Source organism: Pseudoalteromonas sp. CNC9-20, assembly GCF_022347875.1.
Taxonomy (GTDB): domain Bacteria; phylum Pseudomonadota; class Gammaproteobacteria; order Enterobacterales; family Alteromonadaceae; genus Pseudoalteromonas; species Pseudoalteromonas ruthenica.
This window is the reverse complement of record NZ_JAKRFS010000007.1, coordinates 59,234-75,297: the sequence shown is the minus strand read 5'-3', so window position 1 is coordinate 75,297 and position 16,064 is coordinate 59,234. Positions and strand designations below refer to the sequence as shown.

The 16,064-nt window shown below is 47.2% G+C and carries 15 protein-coding genes; 5 read left to right on the top strand and 10 right to left on the bottom strand.

The features are described from left to right. Position 1: 1 nt before the first annotated feature. Positions 2 to 793, bottom strand: coding sequence for a YggN family protein (locus MHM89_RS16750; RefSeq protein WP_045979407.1), 792 nt, complete (start codon positions 791 to 793; stop codon positions 2 to 4). Positions 794 to 1,133: 340 nt separating this feature from the next. Here MHM89_RS16750 and MHM89_RS16745 point away from each other — a divergent pair, with 340 nt between their 5' ends. Continuing rightward, complete coding sequence (locus MHM89_RS16745) at positions 1,134 to 1,322, top strand: hypothetical protein (RefSeq protein ID WP_022944972.1); 189 nt, start codon at positions 1,134 to 1,136, stop codon at positions 1,320 to 1,322. Between the two features lie 34 nt (positions 1,323 to 1,356). Here MHM89_RS16745 and MHM89_RS16740 read toward each other — a convergent pair whose 3' ends face one another. Next, complete coding sequence (locus MHM89_RS16740) at positions 1,357 to 1,656, bottom strand: AzlD domain-containing protein (RefSeq protein WP_026111113.1); 300 nt, start codon at positions 1,654 to 1,656, stop codon at positions 1,357 to 1,359. Then, positions 1,656 to 2,342 (bottom strand): AzlC family ABC transporter permease, encoded by a 687-nt coding sequence (locus MHM89_RS16735; protein WP_239409361.1) that lies wholly within the window; start codon positions 2,340 to 2,342, stop codon positions 1,656 to 1,658. The genes MHM89_RS16740 and MHM89_RS16735 overlap by 1 nt, the downstream gene beginning before the upstream one ends. 112 nt (positions 2,343 to 2,454) lie before the next feature. On the opposite strand from MHM89_RS16735, the gene MHM89_RS16730 reads away from it, so the two are divergent. Then, positions 2,455 to 3,090: a cytochrome b/b6 domain-containing protein gene (locus MHM89_RS16730; protein WP_235419992.1), complete on the top strand. Its 636-nt coding sequence runs from the start codon at positions 2,455 to 2,457 to the stop codon at positions 3,088 to 3,090. Between the two features lie 162 nt (positions 3,091 to 3,252). Further along, on the top strand, positions 3,253 to 6,645 hold the full coding sequence (locus tag MHM89_RS16725; RefSeq protein ID WP_239409293.1) for a S8 family serine peptidase: 3,393 nt from the start codon (positions 3,253 to 3,255) through the stop codon (positions 6,643 to 6,645). Between the two features lie 115 nt (positions 6,646 to 6,760). Here the strand turns inward: MHM89_RS16725 and MHM89_RS16720 are convergent, their stop codons facing one another. Beyond that, positions 6,761 to 7,210: a cytochrome c gene (locus tag MHM89_RS16720; RefSeq protein ID WP_045979403.1), complete on the bottom strand. Its 450-nt coding sequence runs from the start codon at positions 7,208 to 7,210 to the stop codon at positions 6,761 to 6,763. A gap of 132 nt (positions 7,211 to 7,342) precedes the next feature. Beyond that, positions 7,343 to 7,813: a DUF2721 domain-containing protein gene (locus MHM89_RS16715; protein ID WP_022944979.1), complete on the bottom strand. Its 471-nt coding sequence runs from the start codon at positions 7,811 to 7,813 to the stop codon at positions 7,343 to 7,345. A gap of 268 nt (positions 7,814 to 8,081) precedes the next feature. Here MHM89_RS16715 and MHM89_RS16710 point away from each other — a divergent pair, with 268 nt between their 5' ends. Beyond that, on the top strand, positions 8,082 to 8,396 hold the full coding sequence (locus MHM89_RS16710) for a DUF4870 domain-containing protein (RefSeq protein ID WP_045979475.1): 315 nt from the start codon (positions 8,082 to 8,084) through the stop codon (positions 8,394 to 8,396). 38 nt (positions 8,397 to 8,434) lie between these two features. Then, positions 8,435 to 8,893, top strand: coding sequence for a YqaA family protein (locus MHM89_RS16705; RefSeq protein ID WP_026111116.1), 459 nt, complete (start codon positions 8,435 to 8,437; stop codon positions 8,891 to 8,893). Positions 8,894 to 8,920: 27 nt separating this feature from the next. Here the strand turns inward: MHM89_RS16705 and folX are convergent, their stop codons facing one another. The 5 genes from folX to MHM89_RS16680 all read right to left on the bottom strand — a co-directional run bounded on the left by folX (position 8,921) and on the right by MHM89_RS16680 (position 16,040). Beyond that, the gene (folX, locus tag MHM89_RS16700; protein ID WP_022944982.1) at positions 8,921 to 9,277 is read right to left on the bottom strand and encodes a dihydroneopterin triphosphate 2'-epimerase; all 357 of its coding nucleotides are present in this window, start codon (positions 9,275 to 9,277) and stop codon (positions 8,921 to 8,923) included. Between the two features lie 8 nt (positions 9,278 to 9,285). Further along, on the bottom strand, positions 9,286 to 9,840 hold the full coding sequence (gene folE / locus MHM89_RS16695; RefSeq protein WP_239409292.1) for a GTP cyclohydrolase I FolE: 555 nt from the start codon (positions 9,838 to 9,840) through the stop codon (positions 9,286 to 9,288). 11 nt (positions 9,841 to 9,851) lie between these two features. Further along, complete coding sequence (folM, locus tag MHM89_RS16690) at positions 9,852 to 10,559, bottom strand: dihydromonapterin reductase (RefSeq protein ID WP_239409291.1); 708 nt, start codon at positions 10,557 to 10,559, stop codon at positions 9,852 to 9,854. 151 nt (positions 10,560 to 10,710) lie between these two features. Beyond that, positions 10,711 to 11,541, bottom strand: coding sequence for an ammonia-dependent NAD(+) synthetase (gene nadE, locus MHM89_RS16685; RefSeq protein ID WP_151173619.1), 831 nt, complete (start codon positions 11,539 to 11,541; stop codon positions 10,711 to 10,713). Between the two features lie 95 nt (positions 11,542 to 11,636). Then, entirely contained in the window at positions 11,637 to 16,040 is a 4,404-nt protein-coding gene (locus MHM89_RS16680) for a PAS domain-containing protein (RefSeq protein ID WP_239409290.1), read from the bottom strand. Between the last annotated feature and the right edge of the window lie 24 nt (positions 16,041 to 16,064).

The window sequence follows — 16,064 nt, the reverse complement described above, 5'->3', positions numbered from 1 at the left end:
ACTATTTAGTAATTAAAAGCTGGAAGTCACTTAGTTCTGGGACCATGCTCACCAGTTGGGCCTCTTGCTCTGCCAACTCTGAAAATGAATGGCAAAGGGCATCTGCGCGCTGCTCGATATTGGCAGCTTGAAGCTCAACACGCTGTTCAATTTGCTCACCCATTCTTTCCATGCGCTGCTCGAACTCGTCCATGTCGCCACCTGAGCTGACCATTTGCGAACCCAAGGCCATCAGCACGCTGCCTATTGATTGCACCATTGCCTGTTCAACGGCTTGTTCAAAGTTTTCATCGAATTGTTGCTCAATATCTTCACCTAGCTCATCAAAGCTTTGTTTGCCCATCACAAACTCGCCATTTTGATAAAAGCTATGCTCGATATTATTGCCAATATTATCCACGACCTGCTGCAACGCGTCATTATGCTCAATGCCAAACGCTGCACTCACTTCTTCAATGGCCACACCGGCTATTTTCACGCCATCAAGGGCAATCTGAGCAACTTCAGGGACGTAACTACGTAGTTGCTGAGAGTAATTATCCAGTGCTTGCTGCTGAGCTGCAGTCAGAGGCATAACTTCACCATCAACGAGCAGCTGCTGACCATCGTACACCATGTGTTGATTATCGACATTGGTGATTTGTATGCGTTCAGGGTTGATACGAATATCACTTTTAAACTCAATATCGCACTGTTGTGAACCAAATGAGAGGTTATCTGGCTTTTGCTCGTGTGCCAGTGCGCTTGTGGTTACCGTCATGGATGCAAAAAGAAGGGCTGCTGTCGTTTTCATTGTCTTTATTCCCGTTGATTGTTGTTACGAGAGATACATTACAAATTCGGTGCCAAAATTATTATTCCATAATAAACAATAGGTTATGAATTTATAGTGAGCTGGCTTTTGCTAGAGATTTAAAAAAAAGCTAACTTTTAGTCGTTTTCAATAAGGTGTTAGTGAAAGTCGCACATTGATGATCATCGTCAATAAAAGATATTTGTTGAAACGATAAAAAAATCTCACTTTCCAGTTTTGCCATTTGCAGCTATTTATTCATTTTAAGGGCGTAGGCTCTTGGTCGTGGTGAAGCTAAGCTTGAGCCGCGCACAATGATTGTAATTAACTGGAGTGTATTGTGGGTAAAACATATTCCTATGATGCGTTAGATGACGAATTTGTTGAAGATGAATACGAAGCGATGGGGCGTAACCAACATGACCGTCGTAAGCGCAAGGTCAAAAAGAAGCTTGATGATTATCTAGAGCAGCGTAAGCTGCGGAAAAATCTCGGCTACGATGATTTTGACGATTACCTCAACGAGTAAAGTTAGGAAGGGGCGAAAGCCCCTTTTTTGTTTTTCAGCGCAGCAGAAAATAAGCAGCCATCCCTACTAAGGTAGTGAGATAGATGCTTTTACTGCGATAAGCAACAATAATGGCCAGTACGGCGGCCAGTAAATAAGGATTGCGATAACTAATATGCCACTGCCCCTCAGGAAGGAGGACAATGGGCACCCAAATAGCGGTCAGTACCGCCGGCGCACTGAAGCTTAAAAAGCGCTGTAATTTGGGCCCGACCCGAAAGGGTAAGGCGCGATGTAAAAACAGGTAACGACTGGCAAAGGTGATACATGCCATAAGCACTATGGTCGTCAGTATCATTGGTTACCCTTACTGACCACGTAGCCCACCGTCATACCACTTAGGGCGCTAAGTACCAACCAGAGTTCCAGTCCCCAAGCTTTGAAAGTGGCGGCGCAAATCCCGGTGATCACCACGCAGGCTAAGGTTGCTTTGTTTTTTATGGTGGGCACAACCAAGGCAATAAAAGTAGTGGCGATGGCAAAGTCTAAGCCTAAATTGGTTAAATCGGGTAATAGTTGGCCTGCCAAGATGCCCAATAGAGTCCATATATTCCAGGCCACATAAAAGCTAAAGCCAGCGCTGAGCGCATAAATAAGGCGTGTTTTCGTTTGATATGCCTTGCGGTGGTGGGAAAAGGCGAATAGCTCGTCGGTTAACACGAAGCTGACGGGCAAGCGCCAGCGCAGCGGTTGGCTAATCACCTTTTGGCGTACTGCCAGACCATAGAGAAAGTGGCGAGAGCTAATAATGAAGGTCGTAAACAGCAGTGTCAGCAGTGGCGTATGATCAGCGATAAGCTCGATGGCCACCAGTTGCGCCGAGCCGGCAAAGACCAACAACGACATCAATTGTGTTTCCCAGGCGCTGAAGCCGTTTTGCATCGCTAACGAGCCACACAATAGCCCCCAAGGTAAAACCGCTAAGTTTAACGGTAACATATCGAGCTGACCTTTGATAAAGGCCAGTCGATGTAAGCGGATTCGGTTTTTAGCGTTTGTAACAGCAGACATAAGCAAAGTTTTTTACGATCAAGCACGCAGCATGACACAGAGTTTGGCATAATCGCAATATTGCCAAGTTAAGGAGTCAAAAATGAAAGTTTGGGATGGGTTTATACGCTTTTTTCATTGGAGTTTAGTGCTGTGTATTGCTGGCCTCTATTTCTCTGCGGAGGAGGGCGCGATGGAGTTACACTTTGTGCTCGCCTACATTACCTTAGCATTGCTTGCAACTCGCTTGTTATGGGGGCTTTTTGGTAGCGAAAGTGCTCGTTTGCGCAAGTTATTACACTCACCCAAAGCCGTGTTTAGGGCGCTCAAACAAAGCGAACAAGTGGCCGGGCATAATGCGGCGGGCAGCTATATGGTGTTGCTATTTTTTGCACTGTTATTGGTGCAACTGCTCAGCGGATTGATGACCACAGACGACATTCTTACCGATGGTCCTTTAGTCCAATATGTATCTTACGATTGGGTTGAGTGGGCCTCGTCCGTGCACCATCAAAACTTTGACTTTATCCTAGCCGCCATTGCTTTGCATATTGCTGCTATTGTGATTTATGCATTGAAAGGTAAAAGACTGGTACCAGCGATGATCACCGGTCGCAATAATGCATTACAAGAAACAGCGGTAGTCAAACCTGCTTGGCCCGCGTTCGTCGTTTTTGCAGCTATACTGGCTGCGTTGTTATGTACTTGGGGTTACGAGCCACTCGTAAGTCTTATTTAAAACATACTTTGTTACATATTCATGGTGACCCATTGAGCGGGCATAGCCCGCTTTCCAACTTACTTATAATAATTTTACATTAATTTAATCTTGCTCCTCTTTTTGTTTTCATTATAGTTGCAATTGAACAACAACAATAATGATGTCTTTCAGAGGAAAATTATGGCTTCAAATAAACTCAAATTGAGTGCATTAGCACTGGGCGTGTCGTCTGCCTTGCTTAGCACTCAAGTCGCAGCTTCAGAACTAGAACCACAGAATAAAATTTTTACACCGCAGCATCAAAGCAAAATTGAGCGCCAACTTGGCGACATTAAAAAACAGAACAAACGTGCTGTATCTTGGCTTATTGAGCTTAACAGTGAGCCGATGTTTTCAGTAAGCAAAGATCAGCAAGCCACGCAAAGTGCGCAAATCTCGCAAGCGCAAGAGCGTGTATTAAGTAATATCCAAAGCGCCGATTTAAATCTCAATGTGATCACACGCACCACTAAGCTGGTTAATGCGCTTGTCGTTAACGGCGATGAGTCTGAAGTGAGAAAAGTGCTGGCACACGAGGATGTGAAAGAAATCTACCCGGTTTACGACTACGAGCTTAATGTGGCTGATAGCGCTGATTACATCAAAGCAACGCCCTTAGTTGAGAGCCAAATCGCGACTGGTGAAGGAGTTCGAGTGGCAGTGCTTGATACTGGCATTGATTATACCCACGCAGTATTTGGTGGTGAGGGTACGCAAGCAGCTTATGACGCAGCCACTGCTGATCCAACGACGGTAACTTGGCCGCAAGGTATTGTTAAAGGTGGCTATGACTACTTTAATAATGATGCCGATCCGATTGACTTCGGAACAAGTCACGGTACACATGTTTCACACTCGGTAACGGGGATTGCACCTAATGTAGAATTGTTTGTGTATTCAGTGTGTGGCGGTGGTTGTCCAGGGCTTGCACAATTACTGGCGCTAGAATCAGCGATGGACCCCAATGGCGACATGGATATTGAAGACCGCGTCGATGTAGTTAACATGTCTTTAGGTGGCGACTACGGTGACCTTGCGGAAGATGCGGTAGGCCTATTTATTAATCGCGCCGCCAAGTTAGGTACAAGTGTGGTTATCTCTGCCGGCAACGATGGTGCATATCCATTTATCGTTGGTGGCCCAAGCACCACTGAAAATGCACTTTCTGTGGGAGCCATGACTCACCCAACGGATGAGACTCGTGTGGCTGAAGGCACAGTGGCAGGCGAAGAAGCTGTTATTCAGGGCGCCAATTTTGGCCCAGGTGCGTTCAGCTTTAGCAGCGATGACATTGAGCTGGTTTATCCAGATGCCAACCAAACCGCTTGTGAGCCTTTTGCTGAAGGTGTTGATTTTACAGGCAAGGCTGTAGTGGTGGACCGTGGTGGCTGTAACTTCACTGATAAAGTACTGGCTGCCCAAACTAATGGTGCTGCTTTTGTTATTATCGCCAATAACGTTGATGATGGCACGCCTGCGCCTATGGGCGGATTTGACGAAGCAGTGAGTATTCCATCAGTGGGGGTTACTTTTGCCACTGGGGCGCAATTGAAAGGCGGCGCTAGTTTCAATATTTCCTCTGAGTTAGTGGCAACACCTGGTGCAATGGCCGATTTCACCTCTCGTGGACCTTCGGTCAGCGGCCTATTAAAACCTGAGATCACTGCCCCCGGTGTTAATATCATGACCGCCGAGCCTGGCACAGGAACAGGGCTTTCAGGAGCAACAGGCACGTCATTCTCAGGCCCAATTACTGCTGGTGCTATCAGTATGCTTAAAGAGGCTTTACCAGAGCGCAACGCGATGGAACTTAAAGCAACCTTGATGAACGCAGCAAACCTTGATGTTACCGTCACCCCACGTGCGCTAGATGAGAACGCTGCAATGGCACCGATTAGCGCCATTGGCTCTGGTTTGGTTGACGTAGAAAAGGCTGCGAACCTGCCGGTAGCGGCTTGGGCAAAAGACACGCATCAAGCTGCGCTGTCATTCGGGCTGCAAAGCTTAAGTGAAACAACCACGATGACTAAAACCGTGGTAGTTAAAAACTTTTCAAGCAGTGCTAAGACATATGAGCTCAGTTTAGAGCAGCGTTTTGCAGATGATGTTGAACGCGGCAGCTTAATGGCTGAGTATCCCACCTCAGTGACTATTCCGGCGGGCCAATCCGTCGAGTTTGAAGTGGCAATGACTATTGACCCCACAACATTGCCAGAGTGGCAGCTAAGTGGCAGCAATATTGACACCTTAGCAGCGACTGAGTTGCTGACTGACTCAGAGCTAGATGGTGCGTTGGTCTTTAGTGAAGGCGGTGAACAGGCCTTGCACTTGGTTTATCATGTACTTCCACGTGCAGCGGCAAAACCTGTGATCAGCGCCGAAAAAGGTGAGCAAGGTGTCGTTTATACATTGCACAACCAAGGTGCTGCGGAGCTCACACCGGTGATTGTTGAAAATACAGTAACAGACACAGTGGGTGATGGTGGTCGTTTAGATATTGTAGCTGGCAGTGTCGAGACATTGGCTGTACCAGCCTCGTTCTGTGAATCAGGATATGGCGTATTTACAACTTTGGTTGTTGACCAGCCTGTAGCCCACGCTGATATGGGTGGCTTCGCCGCAGATTTTGATATGGATGGTGATGGCCGCTGGGATGTCACAGCCCACTCGCTAAACTACTCACTGTTTGGCGGCGCGACACCTACACCTATTACCTTTACAACGCCTTATGGTCAACTAAGCGGTAATCTGAGCAACTTGTACTTCGACAGTGCGACTAACTACGTAACACTGCAAAACTGTATTGGTGATTATGGTCTGACTGCGGCGGACTTGGGCAATGTCAATGCTACGGTACGTTTCAGAACCGCACCTGATAATTTCCCAACAGGTGGCAGTAACGCCGTTGATACTGCTCAAGGTAACTATAACTTCGCACCTGCACAAATTGTGGCAATGGCAGTAGATGCTCAGGGTGATGAAGTACAGAGTATTGCTCCTGGGGAAAGTGCACAGTTCTTATTTGCTGATGCTAACTTCACTATTCTATCTACCAATGGTGCCAAAGCCGTTGTCACCTCACCGCGCAATGATATGCAAGTGGCGCCTAGTTTGGCCGATGCGCAGTTCTCGGTAGATGAAAACACCGAACAAGGTACGGTTATTGGTACACTTACCGCTGAGCGAAATGCGACCTTTGCTGGCGCTATTTCAGAGTTTATTGTTGTGAGCTCAAGCTCGACCGCCGTTGATATCAACAGCGATGGTGAGGTCGTTGTGGCCAATGCCGAACAGCTTGATTACGACAGTGGCCTTGAACAGGTAATGTTTGAAGTTGTTGCCACAGATACCAGCGGCAATATTTCTAACACGGCAACGGTGATGGTCAATGTCACTAACCTAGCTGATGAAGCATCTGAGCAACCAGAACCACAGCCTCAAGTTCCTGTGAAGAAGAGCACTAGCTCGGGCTCATTAGGGTGGCTAGCGCTACTGATGGCACCACTTATGTGGTTGCGTCGTCGTCGCAGCTAGTTCGTTGAGCTATGGACATAAAAACGGCGCCTGAAGGCGCCGTTTTTTATAGGTGTTCCAACATGGTAATCAGCTTGAGCTTCATACTGGTTGATACCGCCATGAGCGGGTTTGTTTAGTCTTTAAATGACTTGTGGCAATCTTTACAGCCTTTCGCCCAGTTTTTAAAAGCAGGAGCGATTTGCTTTTTATCACCACTTTTAGCAGCAACAGCAAGTTCTTGGGCATATTGCGCAAAGGAGTTGGCTTTTTTATCAAAGGTGGCCTTGTCTTCCCAGATGGCTGCTAAGGCATCGGTATTACCCTGATCTGAGCCCGCAGTGAACGCTTCCCAAGGCATTTGTGATAGCGCTGCAGCGTTATCTGCGCGTTGTTGAAAGCGTGCCGCGTCAAAAGGAACCTTACCCTTAAGCATATCGCCCATGTCACCAATTTGCACCCGGATCAATGAAAAGACCGACTGCCGATACTCAATCGCATCTTCCGGCTTCTCGAACACGGAGTTTGCTAGTGCTGAACCCGATGTGGCGATCAGAGTCGCCGCCAATAATGTTTTTAGTTTCATTCCATTTGCCCCTTTTCGTAAAACAACCTTCTTTTTACCTAAGCAGGGCAGTGAACACAAGAGCAAGTGTGCTAATAATCGCTGCAATGACTAATAAGTCCTACTAAACGCTGAAGGTATGTGCAATTGTGGTTATTCTCCGAGATCAATGTCTGCGAATATCATGCCCCTGCGCATACTTCTAGTCGCTAAAAAGACTTCTCCTAATAACGCGATAAATGCCAATATAAGCAGCAGCATCGCGACCATAAAACACCCAGCAATAGCAGTACCAAGGTTAATGGCTTGGATATTTGCCATAAACAACAGCATAACGACTGCACTCACTAAGGTAGCGCTGAGTACACTGAAACTAAAAGCGATATGAATACAACGCGCACGCTTTAACAGGGCGCGCAGCTCAGTTGCTAGTGAGCGATTAAACTCTTCATCGCTGCTGATTTTTAGTTTTCTCTCCAAGGCACGAGCACGGTCGGTGATCCGCGCCAAGCGGTTTGATAGTACCCCAAGGGTGGCCGCAATCCCTGTGATTAGAAATACCGGAGCGACGGCTGTTTGAATGACCTTTGCCATGGTTAAAATATTAACAACTTCAGTACCCACGTTAACTCCGACGATGATATTACAAGAGCCCTAGTCTAGCGCTAATACGCCGTAATACCAATGCTTAGGCTGTCCTCACAGAGCCAACCTATACGCACCTGGTTTGTTATTAATACTGAGCGGGTATCTAGACACAAGCAAGAAAACCTGCGAATCTGAATACCAAACCCATAAAGCAGGAGAGAATATGGAACCCGTATTACCAGAGAAGAATGACACCCCGCCACCGGCAAACAATAACAACAAGCAAAGCAATGATGAGAAAACCATGGCGATGCTGTGTCACTTAGCCGCACTCGCGGGTTTTATAGTGCCATTTGGATCTATCATTGGCCCGTTGATTGTCTGGTTGGTGAAAAAAGATGAGATGGAAGTGGTTGACCGTCATGGCCGCGCGTCATTGAACTTTCAGCTAACGATGCTTATTGCTTTCATCGTCTGCTTCTTACTTATTTTTGTGGCTATTGGGGTTGTGCTACTGCCTTTAGTCGCCATTTTCTCGTTCGTAATGGTGATTATTGCTAGCATCAAAGCCTACGAAGGCAAAGAGTTTAAGTATCCGCTGTGTATTAAGTTTTTATAAGTATTAGACATACAAAGTAGCAATACAGGAGCGTTTTGCTGGCCTATTTTAGTTTATTTTTAACCGCCTTTGTGTCGGCAACGCTCCTACCTAGCTCATCGGAATTGGTACTTACTGCGATGGTGACGCAAGGGGGCTATCACCTAGTGTTGTTATGGTTGTTTGCAACACTTGGGAATGTTCTTGGTAGCTGTGTCAATTATGCCTTGGGGACCCAAGTTACACGCTTTCAGCACAAAAAATGGTTTCCGGTCTCAGCCGCAGCGATGGAAAAAGCGACACGCCGTTTTCATCGTTACGGTGTGTATAGCCTATTTTTCGCATGGTTGCCGGTGATTGGCGATCCACTCACCGTGATAGGTGGTATCTTTCGGGTCCGGTTTTGGCTGTTTGTTGCTATTGTCAGTATCGGTAAAGGCGTGCGGTATTGGGTGGTTATATTGATGGCTCTTGGCATACAGTCATTGTATGGCGGGGGGGAAGCACTCGCCAATTAATGCGAGTGCTTAATCATAGCTAGACAGCTAAGCGTGCCAATCCAAGGTCAACGATACAGAGTCTGCAAATCGCAACGCATGTGGCTTGTCCACCCGTACTTTAGCGTAATGCACACTAGGGTGCTGGTGGCAGAGCGCTAAGATATCCGCGACTAGCTTTTCTAAAAGTAAAAACTGTCCTTGCTCTACCAGTGCGATCACTTCCTTGGTGACGGTCTTATAGTTGAGTGCTTCTTGCACCTCATCACTGGTACACGCCTTATCTGCCGGATAGTGGATCTCGATATTAATCACAACATCTTGCTTTTTTTCCCGTTCTTCGGGGTTGAACCCAATATAGGTTCTTAGCCGGAGATTAGTAACATTGATAATGGCGTTGGTCATGGTGTGTCCTAATTCTTCACTAGCTGCAGGAATTCATTGCGCGTTTTCGGATCAGTGCGGAAATTACCAAGCATAACTGACGTACGCATTTTAGAGTTTTGCTTTTCGACCCCACGCATCATCATACACATGTGCTTAGCTTCAACGATCACGCCAACGCCTTTGGCGCCAGTGACTTCTTCAACTGCTTGAGCGATTTGATGAGTCAATTGCTCTTGGATCTGGAAGCGACGGGCAAACATATCAACGATACGGGCAAACTTCGAAAGCCCTAAGACTTTCCCTTCGGGAATGTAAGCAATATGTGCTTTGCCGACAAAGGGTAACAGGTGATGTTCACACATTGAGTAAAGCTCTATATCTTGGATCAGAACCATGTCATCAGCATCAGAGGTAAACACCGCATTATTGGTGATTTCTGCTAATGTCTGACGGTAGCCTTGAGTTAGGTACTCCATGGCTTTGGCTGCACGCTTGGGGGTATCTAGTAGGCCTTCGCGTTGAGGGTCTTCGCCAACGGCGGAGATTAATTGTTGGTAACTTTGTTTTAATTCGTCGTGCATAATGTTCTCAATTACTTTAGATGACGGCCGCCATCAACGGCTAAGCTGCGTCCGGTTATATAGTCGCTGGTTAGCAGAAGCTCGACAGCATTAATAATTTCTCGACACCCAGGTTCAATGCCCATGAGGGATTTTTGTAATGTCTTGTGTTTATACTGTTCACTGTCGCCCTCGTTAAAAATAATCAGCGAAGGGGCAACAGCGTTCACTTTGATATGTGGTGCGTACTTGGCTGCAAATGACTTAGTTAAATTATCCAATGCCGCTTTGCTGGCTGCGTAGGCAAGATGTTTGGCACTGCCTGTCTCGACCACAAAGTCGGTTAAATGAATAATGTCGCCATAGCCATCGCTGTGCTCGAGCATGTCTTGGCAATGTTGGTTGATAAGGTAAGGTACCTTGGCATGAATACGCATCATATTATCGAACAAGGCTGCGTAGTCGTCGTTTTTACTCTCACTATCCCAACTTGATGCGTTATGAATAATAGCGCGTAACTTTGGCGTATGTACTCGTAACTCATTGATAAAGTGAATAATGCTTTCATCGTCACTAAAATCTGCTTGAATACAAGTAACACCTTGCGCCGCTAACTCATCTACTGCATTGTGCCGAGTACGGTAGGTAATAATGACATCGTGCTGCTCAGCTACAAAATGCTGGGCAAGGGCAAGACCTATACGTTGTCCGGCCCCGGTTATTAAAATTGGAAAGGACATAACTTCTTCAGTTTAAGCGTGAACTGCTCTTACTATAAACAAATGACAAAAGGATTGCAGTGTTTACGCATGGGCGAGAGCGGTCGATCAATTACGCCTGAGGTTAGTTTTGTTGTAGTCATAGCCCATGTACTGACATGGGCTATGTGCACTAATCGTAAATGGTCGGAATCGGTTGGCGCTTATGCTGAGTGCGCTGATATATGGCGATTATGCGTTGCTCTATTTCTGCACTTAAGGGTTTCGCCTCAAGGAAGTCGTCGATTTGGTCATAACTCAAGCCCAGCGCTTCTTCGTCTGTGAGGCCGGGGCGATCGCACTCTAAGTCGGCGGTCGGTGCCTTGGTAACTAAGGCGTCAGGCGCTCCGAGGTGTTGAGCAAGGGCGCGTACTTGGCGTTTAGATAAGCCAAACAGCGGCGCTAGATCGCACGCACCATCCCCAAACTTAGTATAAAACCCGGTAATGTTCTCCGCGCTATGATCGGTGCCAACGACTAAACCTTGATGTAGACCCGCTAGCTCATACTGGGCAATCATGCGCTGGCGCGCTTTGACATTGCCCTTAACGAAATCAATATGGCTTTGTGCGGGTAAACTTAAATCACTGCCAGCGAGGCTGCTTAGCACCTGTTCATGCATATGGTCGGTAGCGGGTTTGATATTCACGGTAACACGCTGACTGGGTTGAATAAAATCGAGCGCCAGCTGCGCCTCATCCTCGTCGGCTTGCACACCATAAGGTAAGCGCACGGCAATGAACTGATATTGTTCAGTATCGTGATCGGCGTTGAGCTCTTCAATGGCAAGCTGGCAAAGACGGCCGCAAGTAGAGGAATCAACACCGCCACTGATGCCAAGCACCAAGGTGCGGCAGTGGGCTTGTTGAAGCTTGTGTTTTAAAAATGACACCCGACGAGTAACTTCTTGTTGGACATCAATGCTAGGTTGCACTTTCATTTCGGCAACGATTTCGGCTCGCATAATTCCCCCGCTTGAGCAAGATGGTAAGCAGCTATTATGTAAGCATTTACAAAAAAATTAAAGCGCCGACCTCGGGCTTGCTATTTTGCTTCGCGCTATTCACACGGCGGTGCCATATGTGCCCAGATGGTCAGCTTCTCGTAGAGCGCGTCTGGCTTAAGGGGCTTACTCAAATAATCGTTCATACCCGATTGCAAACATTTTTCCTTGTCGCCCTCCATTGCGTTGGCGGTCAGGGCAATAATCGCAATGTTTTGATGTTGCTCTCCGGCCTTGCCTTGGCGGATTTGAGTGGCTGCTTGGTAGCCATCAAGAATGGGCATTTGGCAATCCATCAGCACCACATCAAAATACCCCGAAGGACACTGTTGCAAGCGTGTTATCGCTTGTTGTCCATCATTGGCAATTTCGTAGTTGCAACCGTGTTTGTCCAATAAGGATGAGGTAACAATTTGATTGACCTGATTATCTTCTACAAGCAAACAGTTAATAGTCTCTGAGAGCTGCTGCGCACCAGTCTCTTCTGAGCGCGTATAACCGCTGAAAATATCAAAGCTAGTTAATGGATGAAACGCCAATCGGAAGTGTTCAAATTCCAATTGCTCGCTGACTTCATTAGTTTGCTCCATATTCGCTAAGACCAACAGCTGACATTGTTCGCTAAGCGTGCTTTTCAGTCGATGCTGTAACTCGAGGGTATTTTTTAATAGCGGTTCGGCATCGATAATGAGGCGCTCGACGCTTTGGTTAGCCAAATGCTCAAGCAAGTCATTGCCATCCGTAAAGCAGGTGACCTTTGCTCCCATCAACTCACAGTGTTGCCGAGCGAGGGTACTCTCTTGGCGGTCATGACAGAAAATAGCCACGTGCTCACCCACCAGGTGTTGAGTGATGGTAGATTGCTCATTAGCTTCCAGTTGAATGAAGAACGTAAATGTACTGCCTTGATCCACAGTGCTTTTCACACTGACATCGCCATGCATGAGCTGACATAGCTGACGGACAATGGCAAGACCTAAACCGGTGCCGCCAAAGCGCCGAGTGGTGGAGCTGTCAGCCTGGGTAAAGGCATCAAATAATTGCGCTTGAGCTTGTTTAGAGATACCAATACCGGTGTCTTGGACACTGCAGGTAAATACCCCATGCTCATCGAGTGTTGCGGTAATCGTTATCTCACCGTCTTCGGTAAATTTAATCGCATTCGATAATAAGTTGGCCAGCACTTGTCGCAAGCGGTTGGGATCACCCTCAACTATTTGCTGTGGTAGCTGATGCGCATCCAGATATAAACGGTTGTTTTGTTGCTGTGCTTTCAAGGCTAGCGACTCAACAACCTGTGACAACACTTGGTGAATATCAAAACTTATATGTTCAATTTCTACCTTGCCCGCTTCAATTTTAGAAAAATCCAATATGTCGTTGATAATACTTAACAAGGTGTTGGCAGAAGAGCGGGCTAGTTGCAGGTGATGATGCTGCGAGTCATTTAATGTGCTGTGATCCAGTAGCTCTAACATGCCCAATACGCCATTCATCGGCGTACGTATTTCATGACTCATACTGGCAAGAAACTCACTTTTTACGAGCGCCGCATGCTCAGCTTTATTTTTCGCGTTGCGAAGGGCAATTTCCGTTAGTTGTCTTTCGTGGTTGGCATAGACACCACCGATGATATTGGCGATAGCAATAAGAAAGTTTTCATCATTCTCACTCCATACACGCGGCTCATGAAGCTGTTCTGCGCACACCACGCCGACCATGCCATGGCGCCCCGGGATGGCACAGTCGAGAAGCGCATGAATATTGAGCGGCTGCAGATAGTCCTGTAAAAACTCCCTGGTCAGCGGATCGTTGTGAGCATCACTGATGCTTAATACCGCTCGCTTTTGTATCGCGCTAAAGTAAGTTGGGTATTGCTCACCGACTAATACACCGCTCTCGCTATGGCTGTTTTTCTCTTGCTCGTACAGCGACAGTAAATGCATTTTTTGGTGGGCATCGTCAAACAACCAGATACTGACCCTATGGGTGTTTAAGGTGCGGCTGACCATGCGGGTGATAATGTGTTTAGCCGCGTCTAAATCACCATTGAGAATCGCGTCATCGACCGTGAGCCCTGCTAAAGCGCTATTACGTTGTGCTAATTGCTGTTGCGCGAGCTGGCCGCGCTTTTCGCCATCTATATCTTGGGTAGAGCCAAAGATGCGAATACAGCGTTGCTGGTCGAACTCCGCCTCACCGCGCACGCGTACCCACTTTTTAGCACCTTGAGCTGTGACTATCTGTAGCTCAGTACAAAACGGCTGACGGTCATTGATAGTGCGACTAATGAGCGTATTTAACTGTGATTGGGAACTGGGTGTGAAAAAGTGAAAAAGATTATCTGCGGTGATCAGGTAGCTGTCATCGACGCCATGAATCTCGCGGTTCACTTTGGACCAGAACGCGCGGTTAGTATCGTTATTCAGCTCCCATGCGCCAATGCGTGCCTGGGTACTCATTGTTTCGAGCATTTGTTTATGCGTCAACAGCTGCTTGCTGATTCGTTGCTGCTCAGTGATGTCGCTAGCAACCATATAAATCTTGCTATTCTCTTGATCCAGAGCCAAGTTAATACGGCATAGCAGCTGTTTGTGTGAGTGGGTGCGCAAGTAGCAATCAAATTGAGTTTCATTGTCCTGCTGGCCCAACTTATCAAATTGTTGTTGTACGCGCTCTTTATCATCACAGGCGACAAAGTCGAGCAGCGGCTTGGCAAGTATTTCACTGGCTGTAAAGCCCAAGCCCCGGTATATGCGTGAGTTGGCGCGCTCGAAAAAGCCATGTACGTTGAGAATAGCCATAAAGTTAGCGCTGAGCTCAAAGAAGCGCTCGATCTCTTGCTTAGCATGGCGCAGTGCCGCCTCAGTCGACTTTTGTGAGCTAATATCTAAGTGCGTGCCAATCATACGTTTTGGTCGACCATCGTCGCACCATTCAATGACTCGGCCGGTATCCAGAACCCACACCCAATGGCCTAGTTTATGACGCATTCGGGCTTCACATACATACTGTTCACTGTGTCCCTGCCAGTGTTGCTCCAAACGTAGTCCTGATTCTTTTAAGTCATCAGGGTGGGTGTGATTGAGCCAAGTATCAATATTGATGGGGGTGAGCTCTTCGAGCTCATAACCAATGATTTGCGCCCAACGCTCGTTAAACGTCACTTCGCCGCTTTGTACTTGCCAATCCCAGGTTCCAACACCGATATTTTCAACGATCAATGCTAGGCGCTGACTCTTTTCAAGTATTTCTGCTTGTGTCGCCTTCTTTTCGCGCAAATCTTCAATGAGTAGCCACACAAAAGGTTCACCCTGAGCATTGGTAAATTGCACCCCATTCACATTCACCGGGAAGGTACTGTTGTTTTGCCAAAGAGCTTCTCCCGCAACAATATGTTGACCATGGCGCAATTGATCTAAGGCCGGTACTGTGCGCTCGTTGAAGCGCAGAGTGTTGGCGAAGTGTTGTTGTTTTAGCTGTTGTAAGTGGGTATCGAGCGAATTAAGTAAGGCTTTATTAGCATTGATATAGCGGCCCGTTTTGGCATCACATAACGCGATACCTAGCGGAAAAAGGTCGAATAACGCTTGAAGACGCTGCTCATTGACCATGAGTTTTAAGAATAAGGCTCGAAGCCAAGCTAAAAACAGTACCACTAACAAGGTGGTTAAAACAATCGCGATGCGCGCATAGCCAAAGCTCTCCCACGGAGGTTGCCAGCCCGTTTGCGGTTGGACTGCCAAATACCAAGTATCATTAGGTAGACTAATCGATAGTTCAATGGGGTCGCTATAGCGAATAGCGGTATCGCCAAACATGTGTTTATCAGGATTACGCTTATACAAGGCGACATTGAATTGTTCTTGTAATTGCACGAGTCCGCCATTGCTATAGACCTTGTTGGCGTCGAGCACGACCGATATCAGCCCCCAAAACTCTTGTTTCGGCTGCTGCAGATAAATGGGCAGTCGAGCAATAATGCCAACACCGCCCTGCACTAAATTAACGGGGGCATCAATGACTATTTCTCCACCTTCTTTAGCGGCCAAGGCTGCATCACGTTGACTGGGGGTGGCCATATAATCGAGGCCAATGGCCCCCTCATTACCCTTGAGAGGGTAGGTCATTCGAATAACCATATCCGGTGCTGCACCTATGGTGCGCAGTTCTTTAGAACTGGTAAACAAGCTTTGTGCAATGACACTGAATTGTTGTTGGTTGAGGTTGGGCTGGGCAGCGATGGCCGGTATTAATCCGCGTACAAGTTGAATGTTGGCAGTCATCAGTGCCTGTAATCGGCTGCGATAACTTTGTGCTACTTCCCGCACATCTTGGCGATATTGTTGTTCAGCTTTTTGATAATTGAGGTGATCGAGAAATACAGCCACAGCTAGGGTGAGGGCTATTAGGCCGTAAAAGGCAATGGCATAAAAGCGGCTTTTCGAAGCTGGTGGCATGGCTGCAGATAGTCGGTGGTTGAA